20 protein-coding genes are annotated in these 17,990 nt (G+C 60.4%); 14 read left to right on the plus strand and 6 right to left on the minus strand.

Translation table 11 applies throughout. The annotated features are described in order from the left end of the window. Positions 1-42 precede the first annotated feature (42 nt). The gene (locus OZ428_RS00185; protein ID WP_269132395.1) at positions 43-939 is read left to right on the plus strand and encodes a LysR family transcriptional regulator; all 897 of its coding nucleotides are present in this window, start codon (positions 43-45) and stop codon (positions 937-939) included. On the opposite strand, the gene OZ428_RS00190 is transcribed toward OZ428_RS00185, so the two are convergent. Further along, positions 936-1,262, minus strand: coding sequence for a DUF883 family protein (locus tag OZ428_RS00190; protein WP_003170746.1), 327 nt, complete (start codon positions 1,260-1,262; stop codon positions 936-938). The two genes, OZ428_RS00185 and OZ428_RS00190, sit on opposite strands and share 4 nt — an antisense overlap. 156 nt (positions 1,263-1,418) lie before the next feature. Here OZ428_RS00190 and OZ428_RS00195 point away from each other — a divergent pair, with 156 nt between their 5' ends. Beyond that, on the plus strand, positions 1,419-1,634 hold the full coding sequence (locus OZ428_RS00195) for a dodecin (RefSeq protein WP_007953919.1): 216 nt from the start codon (positions 1,419-1,421) through the stop codon (positions 1,632-1,634). Between the two features lie 115 nt (positions 1,635-1,749). Next, positions 1,750-1,977, plus strand: coding sequence for a DUF1161 domain-containing protein (locus OZ428_RS00200; RefSeq protein WP_028618619.1), 228 nt, complete (start codon positions 1,750-1,752; stop codon positions 1,975-1,977). Positions 1,978-2,130: 153 nt separating this feature from the next. Here the strand turns inward: OZ428_RS00200 and OZ428_RS00205 are convergent, their stop codons facing one another. Next, positions 2,131-3,132 carry an LLM class flavin-dependent oxidoreductase gene (locus tag OZ428_RS00205; protein WP_269132396.1) on the minus strand — a complete coding sequence of 334 codons (1,002 nt, stop codon included), beginning with the start codon at positions 3,130-3,132 and terminating at the stop codon, positions 2,131-2,133. 217 nt (positions 3,133-3,349) lie between these two features. On the opposite strand from OZ428_RS00205, the gene OZ428_RS00210 reads away from it, so the two are divergent. Beyond that, the gene (locus tag OZ428_RS00210) at positions 3,350-3,781 is read left to right on the plus strand and encodes an OsmC family protein (protein ID WP_038851085.1); all 432 of its coding nucleotides are present in this window, start codon (positions 3,350-3,352) and stop codon (positions 3,779-3,781) included. A gap of 109 nt (positions 3,782-3,890) precedes the next feature. Then, positions 3,891-4,130 (plus strand): DUF1161 domain-containing protein, encoded by a 240-nt coding sequence (locus OZ428_RS00215; RefSeq protein ID WP_016969660.1) that lies wholly within the window; start codon positions 3,891-3,893, stop codon positions 4,128-4,130. On the opposite strand, the gene OZ428_RS00220 is transcribed toward OZ428_RS00215, so the two are convergent. Next, entirely contained in the window at positions 4,131-4,553 is a 423-nt protein-coding gene (locus tag OZ428_RS00220) for a PA0061/PA0062 family lipoprotein (RefSeq protein WP_028618621.1), read from the minus strand. It abuts the gene before it with no gap. A gap of 141 nt (positions 4,554-4,694) precedes the next feature. Between OZ428_RS00220 and OZ428_RS00225 the strand changes: the two genes are divergently transcribed. Continuing rightward, positions 4,695-5,738 (plus strand): aminopeptidase, encoded by a 1,044-nt coding sequence (locus OZ428_RS00225; protein WP_269132397.1) that lies wholly within the window; start codon positions 4,695-4,697, stop codon positions 5,736-5,738. Between the two features lie 93 nt (positions 5,739-5,831). On the opposite strand, the gene OZ428_RS00230 is transcribed toward OZ428_RS00225, so the two are convergent. Continuing rightward, positions 5,832-6,491 carry an HAD family hydrolase gene (locus OZ428_RS00230; protein WP_033900415.1) on the minus strand — a complete coding sequence of 220 codons (660 nt, stop codon included), beginning with the start codon at positions 6,489-6,491 and terminating at the stop codon, positions 5,832-5,834. Beyond that, entirely contained in the window at positions 6,488-7,030 is a 543-nt protein-coding gene (locus tag OZ428_RS00235) for a gamma carbonic anhydrase family protein (protein ID WP_269132398.1), read from the minus strand. Before OZ428_RS00235 ends, OZ428_RS00230 begins: the two co-directional genes overlap by 4 nt. 101 nt (positions 7,031-7,131) lie before the next feature. Between OZ428_RS00235 and prlC the strand changes: the two genes are divergently transcribed. Together prlC and OZ428_RS00245 are read left to right on the plus strand one after the other, a co-directional pair. Next, complete coding sequence (gene prlC / locus OZ428_RS00240; RefSeq protein ID WP_269132399.1) at positions 7,132-9,183, plus strand: oligopeptidase A; 2,052 nt, start codon at positions 7,132-7,134, stop codon at positions 9,181-9,183. Next, entirely contained in the window at positions 9,180-9,455 is a 276-nt protein-coding gene (locus tag OZ428_RS00245; RefSeq protein WP_010207776.1) for a YheV family putative zinc ribbon protein, read from the plus strand. The genes prlC and OZ428_RS00245 overlap by 4 nt, the downstream gene beginning before the upstream one ends. Before the next feature lie 25 nt (positions 9,456-9,480). Here the strand turns inward: OZ428_RS00245 and OZ428_RS00250 are convergent, their stop codons facing one another. Continuing rightward, positions 9,481-10,161, minus strand: a complete 681-nt coding sequence (locus OZ428_RS00250) for a phosphatase domain-containing protein (protein WP_269132400.1) — start codon at positions 10,159-10,161, stop codon at positions 9,481-9,483. Between the two features lie 231 nt (positions 10,162-10,392). Here OZ428_RS00250 and OZ428_RS00255 point away from each other — a divergent pair, with 231 nt between their 5' ends. From OZ428_RS00255 to OZ428_RS00280, 6 genes are all read left to right on the plus strand, one after another. Beyond that, positions 10,393-11,145, plus strand: coding sequence for a gluconate 2-dehydrogenase subunit 3 family protein (locus OZ428_RS00255; protein WP_269132401.1), 753 nt, complete (start codon positions 10,393-10,395; stop codon positions 11,143-11,145). A gap of 2 nt (positions 11,146-11,147) precedes the next feature. After that, complete coding sequence (locus tag OZ428_RS00260) at positions 11,148-12,932, plus strand: GMC family oxidoreductase (RefSeq protein ID WP_038851101.1); 1,785 nt, start codon at positions 11,148-11,150, stop codon at positions 12,930-12,932. Positions 12,933-12,944: 12 nt separating this feature from the next. After that, positions 12,945-14,243, plus strand: a complete 1,299-nt coding sequence (locus tag OZ428_RS00265) for a cytochrome c (RefSeq protein ID WP_269132402.1) — start codon at positions 12,945-12,947, stop codon at positions 14,241-14,243. An 81-nt stretch (positions 14,244-14,324) separates the two neighbouring features. Next, positions 14,325-15,383, plus strand: a complete 1,059-nt coding sequence (locus OZ428_RS00270) for a PA0069 family radical SAM protein (protein ID WP_038851104.1) — start codon at positions 14,325-14,327, stop codon at positions 15,381-15,383. Between the two features lie 227 nt (positions 15,384-15,610). Further along, a complete protein-coding gene (locus OZ428_RS00275; RefSeq protein ID WP_033899200.1) occupies positions 15,611-16,342 on the plus strand; it encodes a carbonic anhydrase in 732 nt (243 codons plus the stop codon). An 85-nt stretch (positions 16,343-16,427) separates the two neighbouring features. After that, positions 16,428-17,969 (plus strand): SulP family inorganic anion transporter, encoded by a 1,542-nt coding sequence (locus OZ428_RS00280; RefSeq protein WP_269132403.1) that lies wholly within the window; start codon positions 16,428-16,430, stop codon positions 17,967-17,969. Positions 17,970-17,990 lie beyond the last annotated feature (21 nt).

The raw sequence follows: 17,990 nt of genomic DNA on the forward strand, positions 1-17,990 counted from the left end.
AAAACCGATAAGATCGCCACAACCTGTCAGGAAAACTCACAGATGAGCCGAGACCTTCCGCCCCTCAACGCCCTGCGTGCCTTTGAAGCGACCGCGCGCTTGAACAGCGTCAGTCAGGCCGCCGAGCAATTGCATGTGACCCACGGTGCCGTCAGCCGCCAGTTGAAAGTGCTGGAGGAGCATTTGGGGATCAGCCTGTTCGTCAAGGAAGGTCGCGGCCTTAAACTCACAGATGCGGGCGTTCGGCTGCGGGATGCCAGCGCCGAGGCCTTCGAGCGATTGAGGGATGTGTGTGCCGAGCTGACTCAGGCCAGCGCCGACGCGCCTTTCGTGCTCGGCTGTTCGGGCAGCCTGCTGGCGCGCTGGTTGATCCCGCGCCTGGGCCGCTTGAACGCAGACTTGCCGGACCTGCGCCTGCACCTGTCGGCGGGTGATGGGGATCTGGACCCGCGCCGCCCAGGCTTGGACGCACTGTTGGTGTTCGCTGAGCCGCCATGGCCGGCGGATATGCAGGTGTATGAGCTGGCCAGTGAACGCATCGGCCCGGTGATGAGCCCGCGCTTTGCCGGCTATGAACGTTTGCGCGAGGCACCCCCCGAGGCCTTGTGTGGTGAAAAGCTGTTGCACACCACCTCACGCCCGCAAGCCTGGCCCAGTTGGGCGGCGCAGCACGGCATCGAGCCCGGCGCGTTGAAACACGGCCAGGGGTTTGAGCATTTGTATTATTTACTGGAGGCTGCAGTGGCAGGATTGGGTGTAGCCATCGCCCCGCAGCCGCTGGTGGCCGAGGACTTGCGTGCGGGTCGCCTGGTGGCGCCATGGGGTTTCAGTGAAACCCCGGCGCACCTGGCGCTGTGGCTGCCCAAGCGCGCCGCCGATGGGCGCGCCGGGCAACTGGCGCAGTGGCTCAAGGCTGAGCTACGGCGCGAACCGGTTTAGTCGCCGCGTTTGCACAGCAGATAAGCCGCGAGCAGGCCCAGTGCACCGACGGCGACGCCGGCTGTGGTCCATGGGTGCTCTTGTGCGTAGTCGCGGGTTGCAACACCGGTTTCGCGGATTTTGACTTTGCTTTCTTCGTAGGCATCGCTGATCAAGTGGCGGGAGTGCTTGAGGGCATTCTCGGCATTGCTTTTCAGGGCCTTCAAGGTTTTGCGCGACTCGTCGGATGCATCGTCCTTGAGGCTTTCCAAAGACTTGAGCAGGCTCGAAATCTCGGCTTCCATGCTTTCCAGCGACGCTTTGCGTAAAGAAGTGTTGGCCATGTGGACTCTCCTGAAGTGATTGAGTGGCGTGTGTAGATACCGACTGCGGCCGTTTCAGAAAGTGCAGTAAATCTGAACTTTCGGGTACGAACAGTCGCCAGAAGCAGTACGAACATTGACTGCTACGCTTGCTTAACGACCCTTAGGAGAACTGCCATGAGTGATCATCACACCTACAAGAAAGTTGAACTGGTGGGCTCGTCTACCTCCAGCATCGAAGACGCCATCAACAATGCGCTGGCCGAGGCCAACAAGAGCATCAAGCATCTGGAATGGTTTGAGGTGACTGAAACCCGTGGTCACATCAAGGACGGCAAGGCCGCGCACTTCCAGGTCACCCTCAAGGTGGGGTTCCGAATTGCCAGTAGTTGATCGCGTCGGTTGAACTTGCTGACTGGCCGATTGCCATAACCTGCGCTACAACCAATGGGTGCCGATGCCACAAGCGTCGGCACGCTCTTTTCGATCAGCGCAAGGAAAGTAACGGATGAAGAAGTTCCTGTTAGCGGTAGGTTTGTTGAGCATTGCAGGCACGGCCCTGGCGGCGGGCAAGCCTTGTGAAGAGCTCAAAAGCGAAATTGCAGCGAAAATCGACGCCAAGGGCGCTTCGGGTTATTCGCTGGAAGTGGTGGATAAAGGCGCTGCGCCGAGCGATCACACAGTGGTCGGCACCTGCGAGGGTGGCACCAAGGAAATTGCCTACAAGCGCGGTTAATCCCGTGTTGCAGACATGAATTGACGCTTTTGTGGTGAGGGAGCTTGCTCCCGTTCGACAGCGCAGCTGGAGCCGGCTCTTTTTGGGGCCGCTACGCAGCCCAGCGGGAGCAAGCTCCCTCGCCACAGCGTCGGTTTTTTTCGCCTGAAGGTTTTAGCCCTTCATCACCTGCGCCAGCAGCTCGTAGGAATGAATCCGGTCGGAGTGTTCGTACAGGTCGCTGGTGAAAATCAGCTCATCGGCGCCGGTCTGCTCGATCAACACCTCCAGCTTGGCGCGGATTTTTGCCGGGCCACCGACCATTGCCAGGCCCAGGAAGCTGCCGACCGCGTCTTTTTCATGGGGCAACCACAGGCCGTCCATGGTTTTTACGGGTGGGCGCTGCACCAGGCTTTGCCCGCGCATCAGCGCAAGGATGCGTTGGTAGACGGAGGTAGCCAGGTAGTCCGCTTGCTCGTCGGTATCTGCCGCGACCAGGGGAATGCCGAGCATCACGTAGGGTTTATCCAGCACGGCTGAAGGTTTGAAGTGATTGCGGTACACGCGAATCGCCTCATGCATCAGGCGGGGTGCGAAATGCGAGGCGAAGGCGTAGGGCAAACCGCGTTCGCCTGCCAGCTGTGCACTGAACAAGCTGGAGCCGAGCAGCCACACCGGTACGTTGGTGCCGGTGCCAGGCACGGCGATGATCCGTTGGTCGGGAGTGCGTGGGCCCAGGTAAGCCATCAGCTCAGCCACGTCTTCCGGGAACTCATCCGCGCTGCCGGAGCGTTCACGGCGCAGGGCGCGGGCGGTCATCTGGTCGGAGCCAGGGGCGCGGCCCAGGCCCAGGTCGATACGGCCGGGGTAGAGGCTCTCCAGGGTGCCGAACTGTTCGGCAATCACCAGTGGCGCATGGTTGGGCAGCATTACACCGCCGGAACCGACGCGAATGGTCGAGGTACCACCGGCCAGGTAGCCCAGCAGCACCGAAGTGGCCGAACTGGCGATACCGTCCATATTGTGGTGCTCGGCCACCCAGAAACGGTTGTAGCCGAATTTTTCCACGTGCTGGGCCAGGTCCAGGGAATTGCGCAGCGACTGCGCCGGGCTGCCATTGGCGCGCACGGGCACCAGGTCGAGGGTGGAAAACTTTACGTCGGACAGCGATTTCATAAGCCTGCTTCTCCAATGGGGGCGCAGGCTTCTTAGACGAACCAAAACCTGCCGCTTCATGTGCATGTCTATGCAATGAGGGCATATACCCGAGATTCAATAGCGATTCAGGAAATTTCCTACTTGATTGCTAGGTTTCTCTCACAAGATGAACTTTGCCAGTCCGACTATCCTCAGAACCCTTACTGACGCAAAACCACCGTTCGAGGAGACCGCTATGAGTATCGTGAAAAAAGCATCCGCGCATTGGGAAGGTGACCTGAAGACAGGCCTGGGGTCCATTTCCACGGAAACCGGCGTGCTACGTGAAGCGCCCTACGGCTTCAAGGCGCGTTTCGAGGGTGGCAAGGGCACCAACCCTGAAGAACTGATCGGAGCGGCCCACGCCGGCTGTTTCTCCATGGCCTTTTCCATGATTCTCGGCGATGCCGGGCTCAAGGCCGACAGCATCGACACCCAGGCTGAAGTAACCCTGGACCAGGTCGACGGTGGTTTTGCGATCACCGCCGTGCACCTGATCCTCAAGGCCAAGATTCCGGGTGCAAGCCAGGCGCAGTTCGATGAATTGAGCAAGAAGGCCAAGGAAGGGTGCCCAGTGTCCAAGGTGCTGAATGCGAAAATCAGCCTGGATGCCACGCTGGTCGGCTAATCCCTCTACTTCAGGAGCGAGCAGGCTCGCTCCTGAAGCCTCAAATATGATCGAATAGCCTGCAGCCTAAGCGCACATCCGTGCGCAGTGCATTCAGGGAGCTTCACACATGAAACGTTTTGCCTTGGCAATCATCTGCGGTGTATTGGCCACTTCGGCCGTGGCCGCGCCAAAAGATTGTGAAGAGCTCAGGAAAGAGATTGAAGTGAAGATCCAGGCCAAGGCGATTCCTTCGTACACCCTGGAAATCATCACCGCCGAAGAAGCCAAGAATCACGACAGTGCGATGATTGTCGGTTCGTGCGAAAACGGCACCAAGCGCATCATCTACCAGAAAAACAACGACTGATCAGATGCAGTTGACGCTGCGTTCCTCCGCGAGCAACTGACGCGCTGAATCATACAACCGGATATTCGGCGTGAAGGCCAGCGAGCGCCCTTCCAGCACATAACGCTGGCCGGCCTGGAAGTGGTCATATTCCAGGGTCATGAAGCAGGTGCGATACATCATCTGGCTGAGCCCACCCAAACCGCCGCCGGCCGGGACTTCAAAGTCGAAGCGCACCATCAGCTCGTGATGGCCGGGCGGGAATTGGAAGAAACGTCCGTCATCCAGGTTCTTGCCATCCAGGCGCTGCGCCATCACCAGCTTGGAACCCGGTGTCGGCGTAGTGAAATCGACCCACGCCTGTTGCGGATCCATCGGTGGCACGGGTGTTGTCGTGCAGGCGCTGAGGAACAAAGCGGCGACGGGTAACAAGAGCTGGCGCATGGCAGGCACTCAACGGGAAGATAGAATTGAGCCTGCTGCTCCGGCGGCAGACTTCCTATGAGTATAAACACGTCGAGCCATGGAAAAATTCCGCACAGGCGCGATAGTCTGGCGAGCAAATTACCCAGGAGCGGTCGGGGCATGGTCAGGCGTTTTCTTCCAGGGGTGATGGTCTTGCTGCTCAGCGGCTGCTCCAGTGTCAGTTATTACAGCCAGTTGGCCAGCGGCCAATGGCAATTGCTGCGGGCCCGGGAGCCGGTGGCGCAGGTTATGGCCGACCCGTCCCGCCCACAGCTGTTACGCGAACACCTGACGCAATCACAAAAAGCACGCACGTTCGCCAGTGAGCATTTGCACCTGCCGGACAACCAGAGCTACAGGTTGTATGCCGATATCGGTCGGCCCTATGTGGTCTGGAATGTCTTTGCCACGCAGGAATTTTCCCTGTCCCCCGAAACCCATTGCTTCCCCATTGCCGGTTGTGTGGCCTATCGCGGCTACTACAACCAGGGTGCGGCGCGCGGTGAGGCGGCGTTGTTGAAACAGCGCGGCATGGATGTGTCGATCGGTGGCGTCGAGGCCTATTCCACCTTGGGCTGGTTCAACGACCCGATCATGAATTCGATGATGAGCTGGGGCGATGAGCGCCTGGCCACGTTGATTTTCCATGAGCTGGCGCACCAACGTTTCTATGTGAAGGACGACACCGAGTTCAACGAGTCGTTTGCCAATTTCGTCGAGCAAGAAGGCACGCGGCAATGGCGTGCTGCGCGGGGGTTGCCGCCACAGAGCCTGTCGACGTCGAAGCAGCGTGACCAGTTTATCCAACTGGTCCTCGACACCCGGCAACGCTTGGAAAAACTCTATGCCCAACCGCTGGCCGCTGATGCGATGCGCCAGGCCAAGGCGGCCGAGTTCGAGCGTTTGCGCAGCGAGTACCGGCAACTGCGCGACAGCCAGTGGGGCGGGGATAAGCGTTATGACGCGTGGATCAACCAGCCGATGAACAACGCGCGGTTGTTGCCGTTCGGGCTGTATGACCAGTGGGTGCCGGCGTTTGCGGCGTTGTTTGCGCGGGAAGGTGGGGATTGGGTGAGGTTTTATAAGGCGGTGGAGACGATGGGCGGGTTGCCAGTGGTGCAGCGCAAGGCGGGGTTGAGGCAGTTGCAAGGGGGTGGCCTTTAGGGCCACTTCGCAGGCAAGCCAGCTCCCACAGTTGACCGATTTTCAACATGAGAATGCGTTCAACTGTGGGAGCTGGCTTGCCTGCGATAGCTTTTAAGGCCGCTGCAAAAACGCCTGATGCATCTCACCCAATGTTTCAAAATGCCAAGTCGGCGCCTCGGCATTCAGCTCTTCAAAACTGCCAAACCCATACCCCACCGCTGCCGAATCCAACCCGTTGCTGCGCGCGCCGATCAGGTCATGCTTGCGGTCACCAATCATCAGGGTGGTAGCCGGGTCCAGGCCTTCCTCGCTCATCAAGTGGGCGATCAGTTCGACCTTGTTGGTGCGCGTACCGTCCAGTTCGCTGCCGTAGATCACCTTGAAGTGCTTGGCGAAATCGAAGTGCCGCGCGATCTCGCGGGCGAATACCCAAGGCTTGGAGGTGGCGACGTAGAGTTGGCGCCCCTGCCCGCTCAAGTCCTCCAGCAACGGCATCACACCGTCGAACACGCGGTTCTCATACAGGCCAGTCACCTTGAAGCGCTCGCGGTAGAAATTCACTGCCTCCCAGGCCTTGGCTTCATCAAAACCGTAAAATTGCATGAACGCTTGCAGCAACGGCGGGCCGATGAAGTGCTCCAGCTTGGTCAGGTCCGGCTCGTCGATCCCCAGTTTGCCGAGGGCATATTGGATCGAGCGGGTAATGCCTTCGCGCGGGTCAGTGAGGGTACCGTCCAGGTCGAACAGCACGGTTTGATAATGCAGGGTCATCGGTCGAATCCTTCAGCCAGGTGCAGGTCTTTGAGCTTCACGTAGTTCGCGGCGCTGTAGGTGAAAAAGGCGCGCTCCTTGTCAGTCAGCGGGCGGACTTGTTTAACCGGGCTGCCCACGTACAAGAAGCCGCTGTCGAGTTTCTTGCCTGGCGGCACCAGGCTGCCGGCGCCGATGATCACGTCGTCTTCCACCACCGCGCCGTCCATGACGATGCTGCCCATGCCGATCAGGATGCGGCTGCCCACGGTGCAGCCATGCAGCATGACTTTGTGGGCGATGGTCACATCGTCACCGATCAGCAACGGGAAGCCCTCCGGATTGAAGGGCCCTGCGTGGGTGATGTGCAGCACGCAGCCATCCTGCACGCTGGTGCGCGCACCGATGCGGATGCGGTGCATGTCGCCGCGGATCACGGTCAGCGGCCAGACCGAGCTGTCGGCGCCGATTTCGACATCGCCGATCACCACCGCCGAAATATCGACAAAAGCCCCGGCGCCCAGGGCCGGCGTGTGGTTCTGATAGGTGCGAAGGGTCACGATAGCCTCTCTCTCTTCTGCTGATAGCTGCGGTGGGTGTTGATTGTAATTAAGATGGCCCCATCTTTGTCTTATCAGTTTCTTCAGCCAAGGTGCCAACCGTGAGCGCGAATAACCCGCTTCTGCAGTCCTACGACCTGCCGCCGTTCTCGGCGATCCGTGCCGAGCACGTCCAGCCGGCCATCGAACAGATCCTCGCCGACAACCGTGTCGCCATCGAAGGTATCCTGCAAAGCCAGGGAAAAAATCCGACGTGGGCCGGTCTGGTCCTGGCCATGGACGAGTTGAATGATCGCCTGGGCGCCGCCTGGAGCCCGGTCAGCCACCTCAACGCCGTCTGCAACAGCGCCGAACTGCGCGAAGCCTACGAAGGCTGCCTGCCGGCGTTGAGCGCCTACTCCACCGAGATGGGCCAGAACCGTGCACTGTTCCAGGCCTTCGAAGCCCTGGCCAACAGCCCGGAAGCCGCCGGTTTCGACGTGGCGCAAAAAACCATCCTGGAACACTCCCTGCGTGACTTCCGCTTGTCGGGTATCGATCTGCCGCCGGAGCAGCAAAAACGCTACGCCGAAGTGCAGAGCAAGCTATCCGAGCTGGGCAGCAAATTTTCCAACCAGTTGCTGGACGCCACCCAGGCCTGGACCAAACACGTCACCGATGAAGCCACCCTCGCCGGCCTGACCGATTCGGCCAAGGCGCAAATGGCCGCCGCCGCCCAGGCCAAAAGCCTCGACGGCTGGCTGATCACCCTGGAATTCCCAAGCTACTACGCGGTGATGACCTACGCCCAGGACCGCGCCCTGCGTGAAGAAGTCTACGCGGCCTACTGCACCCGTGCGTCGGACCAAGGCCCGAATGCCGGTCAGAACGATAACGGCCCGGTGATGGAACAGATCCTTGACCTGCGTCAGGAGTTGGCCAAGCTGCTGGGTTATGCGTCGTTCTCCGAACTGAGCCTGGCCACCAAAATGGCTGAGTCCAGCGACCAGGTGCTGAGCTTCCTGCGCGACCTGGCCAAGCGCAGCAAGCCGTTTGCCGCCCAGGACCTGCAGCAGCTCAAGGCCTACGCCGCCGAACAAGGCTGCGCCGACCTGCAAAGCTGGGACAGCGGTTTCTACGGCGAAAAACTTCGCGAGCAACGCTACAGCGTGTCCCAGGAGGCCCTGCGCGCCTACTTCCCGATCGACAAAGTGTTGACCGGCCTGTTTGCCATTGTGCAACGCCTGTATGGCATCGAGATCGCCGAGCAAAAAGGCTTCGACACCTGGCACCCGGATGTCCGCCTGTTTGAAATCAAGGAAAACGGCCAGCACGTCGGCCGCTTCTTCTTCGACTTGTACGCCCGCGCCAACAAGCGTGGCGGCGCGTGGATGGACGGCGCGCGCGACCGTCGCCGCAAAATCGACGGCGTACTGCAAAGCCCGGTGGCCAACCTGGTGTGCAACTTCACCCCGGCCGACAGCGGCAAGCCTGCCCTGCTGACCCACGATGAAGTGACCACGCTGTTCCACGAATTCGGCCACGGCCTGCATCACCTGCTGACCCGTGTTGAACATGCTGGCGTGTCCGGTATCAACGGCGTGGCGTGGGATGCGGTGGAGCTGCCGAGCCAGTTCATGGAGAACTGGTGCTGGGAGCCAGAGGGCTTGGCGTTGATTTCCGGTCACTACGAGAGCGGCGAACCACTGCCCCAGGACTTGCTGGAAAAAATGCTCGCGGCCAAGAACTTCCAATCCGGCTTGATGATGGTGCGTCAGCTGGAGTTCTCGCTGTTCGACTTCGAACTGCATGCCACCCACGGTGATGGCCGCAGCGTGGCCCAGGTGCTCGAAGGCGTACGCGATGAGGTGTCGGTGATGCGTCCGCCGGCCTACAACCGTTTCCCCAACAGCTTCGCGCACATCTTCGCAGGCGGTTACGCGGCGGGTTACTACAGCTACAAGTGGGCTGAAGTGTTGTCGGCGGATGCCTTCTCCAAGTTTGAAGAAGAGGGCGTACTCAACGCTGAGACCGGCCGCGCCTTCCGCGAGGCGATCCTGGCGCGTGGCGGTTCCCAGGAACCGATGGTGCTGTTCGTCGACTTCCGCGGACGTGCGCCGTCGATTGACGCACTCTTGCGCCACAGCGGCCTGAGTGAGGACGCGGCAGCATGAGTGAAGGGCCTGTGATTACCAAAAAGCAATTTATCGCCGGGGCGGTCTGCCCGGCGTGCAGCGAGCCGGACAAGTTGAAGATGTGGACCGAAGACAACGTGCCCCATCGCGAGTGCGTGGCTTGCGGCTATACCGACACGCTGAATGACCAGGGGCTGTCGGTGCCCAAGGAATTGGGCACGCGGGTGAATACTTCTGCGTTGAAAGCGCCGGCGGACCCCAAGGTGCAGGCGGTGCAGTTCTTTCCTAATCCGAAGCTGAAAAAAGACTGACCCTGTTACCCCCTGGGAGCCGATCTCAGGGGGTCACCACCAGCGCGGTTTTTTCTTCTGTTGCTTCATCCTTCGCCGGATTCAGCCAGCTTTTCATCGAGCACAGTGCAAACGCACTCGTGCTGCAATCGCCATTCGCCAAGGCTGTACGCAATTTGTCGACATCGGCCCTCATCATGTAGCGAACACCGTCCTTGAAGCCATTGCTGGTGCCGAAGCCGCCCAAGGTCATCTCGTTCAGCGCATCTTCCTTGCTCCACCCCTGAATCACCACCCGATACATCGCCGCCATCAGGCCGGTGCGGTCAGAGCCGTGCTTGCAATGCATCAGCACCGGGCCGTTGGCTTCGGCTTCCTGGATGGCTCTCAGGGCCGCCAGTACGTCGGAATCATCGACATGGTTGGTGCGATAAGTCAGCTGTACCTGGCGGATATCAGGCGATTTGAGCCAGTCGGCATCGGATTCCGGCAGGAAATTGATCACGGTGCCAATCTTGAGCTTTTCCAGCAGCGGCGCTGCGGTGCTGTCGGGTAACCCGCTGCGATAGAGCGTCGGTGTCATCTGGTGAAGGTTGTATTGAGTGCCCACCGGTTGTGCCCACTCGGGGGAACGGATGGAGATGGGCTCGTCGGCTTGAGCGAAAGCGCTGGAGAACAGCGCGATGAACGCGAGGCCGAAGGCTGGCAGCCATTGATTCTTGAGCATGGGTGACATGACCGGGCAGGAGATAGGTGAATGCCGCTCAGGTTGGTCCAAGGGGGGTCAATGAAGTGTGAGGACGCCGTCAAAGAACCGTGAATCCTCAGTCTTTAGTCGCTGAAGCGCGTCTCCCGATGCATAGCCTGCTATCATTTGTAACTATTGATTGCCGAAAAAAGCCAAGCCGCTCACCAGAAGCCGGCCGATAAACCCGTGACCACATGATGAGGTGCCACCATGTCTGATCAAGATCAAGACAACCCCCGGCGTGACTTTCTGCGCAAATCCTTGACCTTGATCCCGGTGGTCACGGTTGCCAGCACTGGCCTTGGTGGCTCGATGCTGATGGCCGCGCCTGAGCCGGTCCAAGCCGCGCCGGTCAAGCCTGCGGCCAGCGAAAAGGCCTACGAGCCCACGTATTTCACTGCCGAGGAATGGGCGTTTATCAACGCCGCTGTTGCGCAGCTGATCCCCGCCGATGCCCAAGGTCCAGGTGCCCTGGAAGCGGGTGCGCCGGAATACATCGACCGCCAGATGAACACGCCATACGCCAGCGGTGCCCTGTGGTTCATGCAAGGTCCGTTCAACGCGGATGCGCCGCCGGAGATGGGCTGGCAGAGCAAATTGGTGCCCAAGGAGATCTATCGTTTGGGCATTGCCGCGACGGATGCTTGGTCGAAAGCCTTCAACGGCAAAGTTTTTGCTGCGCAAGACAGCGCTACCCGAGACGATATGTTGCGCCGTCTGGAGGCTGGCGGCGGTGAGGTGACAGCGCATTTCGAGGCGGTGCCGCCCAAGATGTTCTTCAACCTGCTGTTGCAAAACACCAAGGAAGGCTTCTTCTGCGACCCGATCCACGGTGGCAACAAAGGCATGGTCGGCTGGACCATGATCGGTTTCCCCGGCGCCCGCGCCGACTTCATGGACTGGGTTGAACGCAACGAGCAATACCCCTTCCCGGCAGTTTCCATCCGCGGCGAGAGGGCATAAACGTGGCGACCATCATGAAGAAAGTCGATGCAGTGATCGTAGGTTTTGGTTGGACCGGCGCGATCATGGCCAAGGAGCTGACGGAAGCCGGCCTCAACGTGGTAGCGCTGGAGCGCGGCCCGATGCAGGACACTTATCCGGACGGCAACTATCCCCAGGTCATCGACGAATTGACCTACAGCGTGCGTAAGAAACTCTTCCAGGATATCTCCAAGGAGACGGTGACCATTCGTCATAGCGTGAATGACGTCGCCCTGCCCAATCGTCAGTTGGGGGCGTTCCTGCCGGGCAATGGCGTGGGCGGCGCGGGCCTGCACTGGTCGGGCGTGCATTTCCGTGTCGACCCGATCGAGTTGCGCATGCGCAGCCATTATGAAGAACGCTACGGTAAAAACTTCATTCCCAAGGACATGACCATCCAGGACTTTGGCGTGAGCTACGAAGAGCTGGAGCCGTTCTTCGACTACGCAGAAAAAGTCTTCGGCACTTCTGGGCAAGCCTGGACAGTGAAAGGCCAACTGGTTGGCGAAGGCCGTGGCGGCAACCCGTACGCGCCGGACCGTTCCAACCCGTTCCCGCTGGAGTCGCAGAAAAACACCGTCTCCGCACAGCTGTTTCAGAAAGCGGCTAGCGATGTGGGTTACAAACCCTACAACCTGCCATCAGCCAATACCTCGGGGCCTTACACCAACCCCTACGGCGCTCAGATGGGCCCGTGCAACTTCTGCGGTTTTTGCAGCGGCTACGTCTGCTACATGTATTCCAAAGCCTCGCCGAACGTGAACATCCTGCCAGCGCTACGCCAGGTGCCGAACTTTGAGCTGCGGCCCAACTCCCACGTGCTCAAGGTCAACCTCGACAGCACTAAGAGCAAGGCCACTGGCGTGACGTACATCGACGCCCAGGGCCGGGAATGCGAGCAACCGGCGGATCTGGTGATCCTCGGCGCGTTCCAGTTCCACAACGTGCGCTTGATGCTGCTCTCCGGTATCGGCAAGCCCTACGACCCGATCACCAACGAGGGCGTGGTGGGCAGGAACTTCGCCTACCAGAACATGGCGACCATCAAGGCGTTCTTCGACAAGGACACCCACACCAACAACTTCATCGGCGCGGGCGGCAATGGCGTGGCCATCGATGACTTCAACGCCGACAACTTTGATCACGGGCCCCATGGCTTTGTGGGCGGTTCGCCGATGTGGGTCAACCAGGCCGGCAGCCGGCCGATTGCCGGTACGTCCAACCCGCCGGGCACCCCCGCCTGGGGCAGCGCGTGGAAGCGCGCCACCGCCGATTACTACACCCACCAAGTGTCGATGGACGCCCACGGTGCCCATCAGTCCTACCGGGGTAACTACCTGGATCTGGACCCGGTGTACCGTGATGCCTACGGCCAGCCGTTGCTGCGGATGACATTCGACTGGCAGGAAAACGACATCAAGATGAACCGCTTCATGGTCGAGAAAATGGGCAAGGTTGCGGAGGCGATGAACCCCAAGGCCATTGCCGTGCTCGGCAAAAAAGTCGGCGAGCACTTCAACACGGCGTCGTACCAGACCACCCACTTGAACGGTGGCGCGATCATGGGTACCGACCCGAAAACCAGTGCGTTGAATCGCTATCTGCAGTGCTGGGATGTACACAACGTGTTTGTCCCAGGCGCATCCGCTTTCCCACAAGGCTTGGGCTACAACCCTACAGGGCTGGTGGCGGCGTTGACCTATTGGTCGGCGCGGGCCATCCGCGAGCAGTACCTGAAAAACCCCGGCCCACTGGTTCAGGCATAAGGAGCGATGACCATGAAAGCACTTGTTATCGCGACCTTCGCGCTTTTCAGCAGCTGCTCTGTCAGCGCCGCTGAAACGGACTTGATCAAGCAAGGTGAATACCTGGCCCGCGCGGGTGACTGCGTGGCTTGCCACACTGCCAAAGGTGGTAAACCCTTTGCTGGCGGCCTGCCAATGGAAACCCCGATTGGCGTGATCTATTCCACCAACATCACCCCGGACAAGACCGGCCTGGGCGACTACAGCTTCGAGGACTTCGACAAGGCCGTGCGCCATGGCATCGCCAAGAGCGGTAGTACGCTTTACCCGGCGATGCCCTACCCGTCTTATGCGCGTGTCAGCGACAGCGACATGCAGGCGTTGTATGCGTACTTCATGAAAGGTGTCGAGCCCGTCGCCCAGGAGAACAAGGACAGCGACATTCCATGGCCCCTGAGCATGCGCTGGCCGTTGGCGGCATGGCGCTGGATGTTTGCGCCTTCAGTCGAGGAGCATCAGGCTCAAGCCGCGGCCGACCCGGTGATCAGCCGGGGCGCCTACCTGGTGGAAGGCCTTGGCCATTGCGGTGCGTGCCACACGCCACGGGCTTTGACCATGCAGGAAAAATCCCTGAGTGCCACTGACGGCAACGCGTTCCTATCTGGCAGCGCGCCGCTGGAAGGCTGGATCGCGAAGAGCCTGCGTGGTGACCACAAGGATGGTCTCGGCAGCTGGAGCGAGGAACAACTGGTGCAGTTCCTCAAGACCGGCCGCAGTGACCGCAGCGCGGTGTTTGGTGGCATGAGCGACGTGGTCGTCCACAGCATGCAGTACATGTCGGAAAATGACCTGACGGCTATCGCCCGTTACCTCAAGAGCCTGCCGGCGGTGGATCCCAAGGATCAGCCGCACCAGTACGACAAGCAAGTGGCCGAGGCATTGTGGAAAGGCGATGACAGCCAGCGCGGCGCCTCGGTGTATATCGACAACTGCGCGGCCTGCCACCGTACCGATGGCCATGGCTACACGCGGGTGTTCCCGGCGCTGGCGGGCAACCCGGTGTTGCAGACGGCGGATGCCACGTCGTTGATCAACATCGTGTTGAACGGCGGCACCTTGCCGGCGACGCACACGGCACCGTCGACCTTCACCATGCCGGCGTTCGCCTGGCGGTTGTCGGACCAGGAAGTGGCGGATGTGGTCAGTTTTATCCGTGGCAGCTGGGGCAATCAGGGCGCGCCGGTGAAGGCCAGCGATGTGAAGGACCTGCGCCACAACGACATGCGCACTACCTCCGGTGATGACCTGGGGCAAGTGACGCAGAAGCACTGAGGCTTGCCTGACCGCCAAACGGCACTGGTCAGAACCCTCTCGCCTCGATACTGTATATAAAAACAGTATCGAGGCGCTTTCATGTCTACTCCTCTGCCGCCCCGTGGCCGGGGCACGGCCACCAACCTGCATAACCGCTTTGCGCCTACGGTGAGCGTGGCCGAGGACGATGGCTGGTTTCAGGAAGTGCCTCCGACCCAGGGCACCGAAGTGCGTATCGAGACGGCCAAGAGCATCATCACCCGCAATAACTCGCCGGACTTGCCGTTCGATCGCTCCATCAATCCCTACCGTGGCTGTGAGCATGGCTGCATCTACTGCTATGCGCGGCCCAGTCATGCCTATTGGGACATGTCGCCGGGGTTGGATTTCGAAACCAAACTGATCGCCAAGACCAATGCCGCGGACGTGCTGGAGCAGCAGCTTTCGAAGCCGGGTTACGTGTGCGCGCCGATCAACCTGGGTTCCAATACCGACCCGTACCAGCCGATCGAGCGTGAGTACAGGATTACCCGGCAAACCCTCGAAGTGCTGCTGCGTTATCGGCATCCGGTGACCATCATCACCAAGGGCTCGCTGATTCTGCGTGATCTTGATTTGCTCACCGAGTTGGCGCGCCAGCGATTGGTGGCGGTGATGATCAGCCTCACCAGCCTGGACGATGAGCTCAAGCGCATCCTGGAGCCGCGCACGGCAGCGCCGAAGGCACGGTTGCGGGCGATTCGGGTGATGCGTGAGGCGGGGATCCCGGTGGGCGTGCTGTGTTCGCCGATGATCCCGATGATCAACGACAGCGAATTGGAGAGCCTGCTGACCGAGGCCCACGCTGCGGGCGCACAAAGCGCGGCTTACATGATGCTACGCCTGCCTCTGGAGGTGGCGCCGCTGTTCGAGGAGTGGCTGGCGGCGCATTACCCGCAACGGGCGGCTCATGTGATGAGCCTGGTGCGCCAGGTGCGTGGCGGTGAGGTGTATGACAGCCGTTTTGGCGTACGCATGCGCGGTGAAGGGCCGTTTGCCGATTTGCTAGCTCAGCGCTTCAGCAAGGCGATCAAGCGCCTGGGGCTTGATCGACGGGAAGGTTTCAATCTGGACTGCACGGCCTTTTGCCCGCCGGGCAGACAGATGGCTTTGTTGTAGACTGAAGAGGAAAGGTTTGCCTTTCTTGTAGGAATGGTCTCACTTTGACATCACTGAAACCCGCGATCTAGAGCGGTTCATTCAGTTTGAGTTAAGTTTCGACGGTTACCTTGTTCAGCGAGTGACTGATGAGTCGGCGGCCCGGTTTTGAGGCGTTTGCAACTGTTCTCCCGACCCGGCGTCGAACTGACCTGAAAGCTCCCCTGCATTAATCAAGAGGATGAACCATGAGTGACCAGGATAAACAGCCGTTGGCTGCGTCGGCTTCAGCCCCTCAGGTGGCGGAAACCGCCGATGCAGCGCTTAAGCATATCGTTGACGGCTTTTTGCATTTCCATCACGACGTCTTCCCCCAGCAGGAAGAACTGTTCAAGAAACTCGCCACGGCCCAGAGCCCACGGGCGATGTTCATCACGTGCGCCGACTCGCGCATCGTGCCCGAGCTGATCACCCAGAGCTCGCCTGGCGACCTGTTTGTGACGCGTAACGTCGGTAACGTGGTGCCGCCGTACGGCCAGATGAACGGCGGTGTGTCCACGGCCATCGAATACGCGGTGCTGGCCTTGGGCGTGCAGCACATCATCGTCTGCGGGCACTCCGATTGCGGCGCCATGCGTGCGGTGCTCAACCCCGCCAGCCTGGAGAAGATGCCAACAGTCAGGGCCTGGTTGCGGCATGCCGAAGTTGCCAAGTCCATGGTTGAAGACAACTGTGACTGCGCCAACGAAGGCGAGAGCATGAAGGTGTTGACCGAAGAAAACGTCATCGCCCAGCTGCAACATTTGCGCACCCACCCTTCCGTGGCTTCGCGCATGGCCAATGGTCATTTGTTTATCCATGGCTGGATCTACAACATCGAGACCAGTGAAATCCGGGCCTACGATGCGGACCAGTCAGCGTTCCGCTCGTTGAGCGGCGACGGGCCGATTCCTTCCGCGACGCCTAAAGCGCGCTTCTAAAACACTTCCCTGCCGGGTAAAGCGGTGGCTGCCATGGACGCAGCCAGGCTTTGCCGCGCCCGGCGAATGCCTCGGGAGAGTCATCATGCGTGCTGCTCAATTGAAAGCTGTATTGCCACGGGAGCTGCTCGCCTCGGTGGTTGTGTTTCTGGTCGCCCTGCCGTTGTGCATGGGGATCGCGATTGCCTCTGGCATGCCGCCGGCAAAAGGTCTGATCACCGGGATCATCGGTGGCCTGGTGGTGGGTTGGCTGGCAGGCTCGCCGCTGCAGGTCAGTGGCCCTGCGGCTGGCCTGGCGGTGTTGGTGTTCGAGCTGGTGCGTCAGCACGGCATGCTGATGCTGGGCCCAATCTTGTTGTTGGCGGGCTTCCTGCAATTGGTGGCCGGGCGGTTGCGCCTGGGCTGCTGGTTCCGCGTCACGGCGCCGGCGGTGGTGTACGGCATGCTAGCGGGGATTGGCGTGCTGATTGTGCTGTCCCAGATTCACGTGATGCTCGACGGCGCGCCCAAGCCTTCCGGGCTGGATAACCTGGCGAGGTTCCCGGCGGCGTTGGCCGAGGCGATCCCAACCTTGGGTGGCGGCCTGGGGTGGCAGGCGGGATTGCTGGGGTTGTCGACCATGCTGGTGATGTACGCCTGGGACAAATTGCGCCCGCAACGCCTGCGTTTTGTGCCGGGCGCCTTGTTGGGTGTGGGTCTGACCACTGGGGTCAGCCTGGTGCTGGCGCTTTCGGTCAAGCGCGTGGAAGTCCCGGAAAATCTCGCTGACGCTATCGACTGGCTGCGCCCCAGTGACTTGCTGAACCTGGCCGATCCGCAACTGCTGATCGCCGCTTTTGCCGTAGCATTTATCGCGAGTGCTGAAACCCTGCTTTCCGCTGCGGCGGTCGACCGCATGCACAGCGGTCAGCGTTCTGATTTCGATAAGGAATTGTCCGCCCAGGGTGTAGGCAACATGCTCTGTGGCCTGGTCGGCGCCTTGCCGATGACCGGTGTGATCGTGCGCAGCTCGGCCAACGTGCAGGCCGGTGCGACCACGCGTTTGTCGGCGATGTTCCACGGCCTGTGGCTGCTGGCGTTCGTGCTGTTGCTGTCGAGTGTGCTGCAAAGCATTCCGGTGGCGAGCCTGGCGGGTGTGTTGGTGTACACCGGGATCAAGCTGGTGGACATCAAGGCGTTCAAGGCGCTGGGGCGCTATGGACGGATGCCGATGTTTACCTATGCGGCCACGGCGTTGGCGATCATCTTTACCGACCTGCTCACCGGTGTGCTGGTGGGCTTCGGGTTGACGTTGGTCAAGCTGGCGTTCAAGGCGTCACGCCTGAAAGTGAGCCTGATCGATTTGCCTAAAGAGGGTGAAATGGAACTGCGTCTGACAGGCGCGGCGACCTTCTTGAAAGTGCCGGCGCTCACCCAGGTGCTGTCGACGGTGCCTGAAGGGACCATCCTGCATGTGCCGTTGAGCAACTTGAGCTACATCGACCATTCCTGCCTGGAGCTGCTGGAGGAATGGGGGCGGGCCAATGCTGCCAAGGGCTCGACGCTGGTGATCGAGGCGCGCGGGTTGAAGCGAAGGTTGGAAGGTCGGGTCAGGACGACGACGGGGATAGGCTCCGCGCCAGCTTGAACCACCGAGCAACCCTGTGGG

The sequence above is a fragment of the Pseudomonas sp. GXZC genome, assembly GCF_026967615.1.
Classification (GTDB): domain Bacteria; phylum Pseudomonadota; class Gammaproteobacteria; order Pseudomonadales; family Pseudomonadaceae; genus Aquipseudomonas; species Aquipseudomonas azotoformans_A.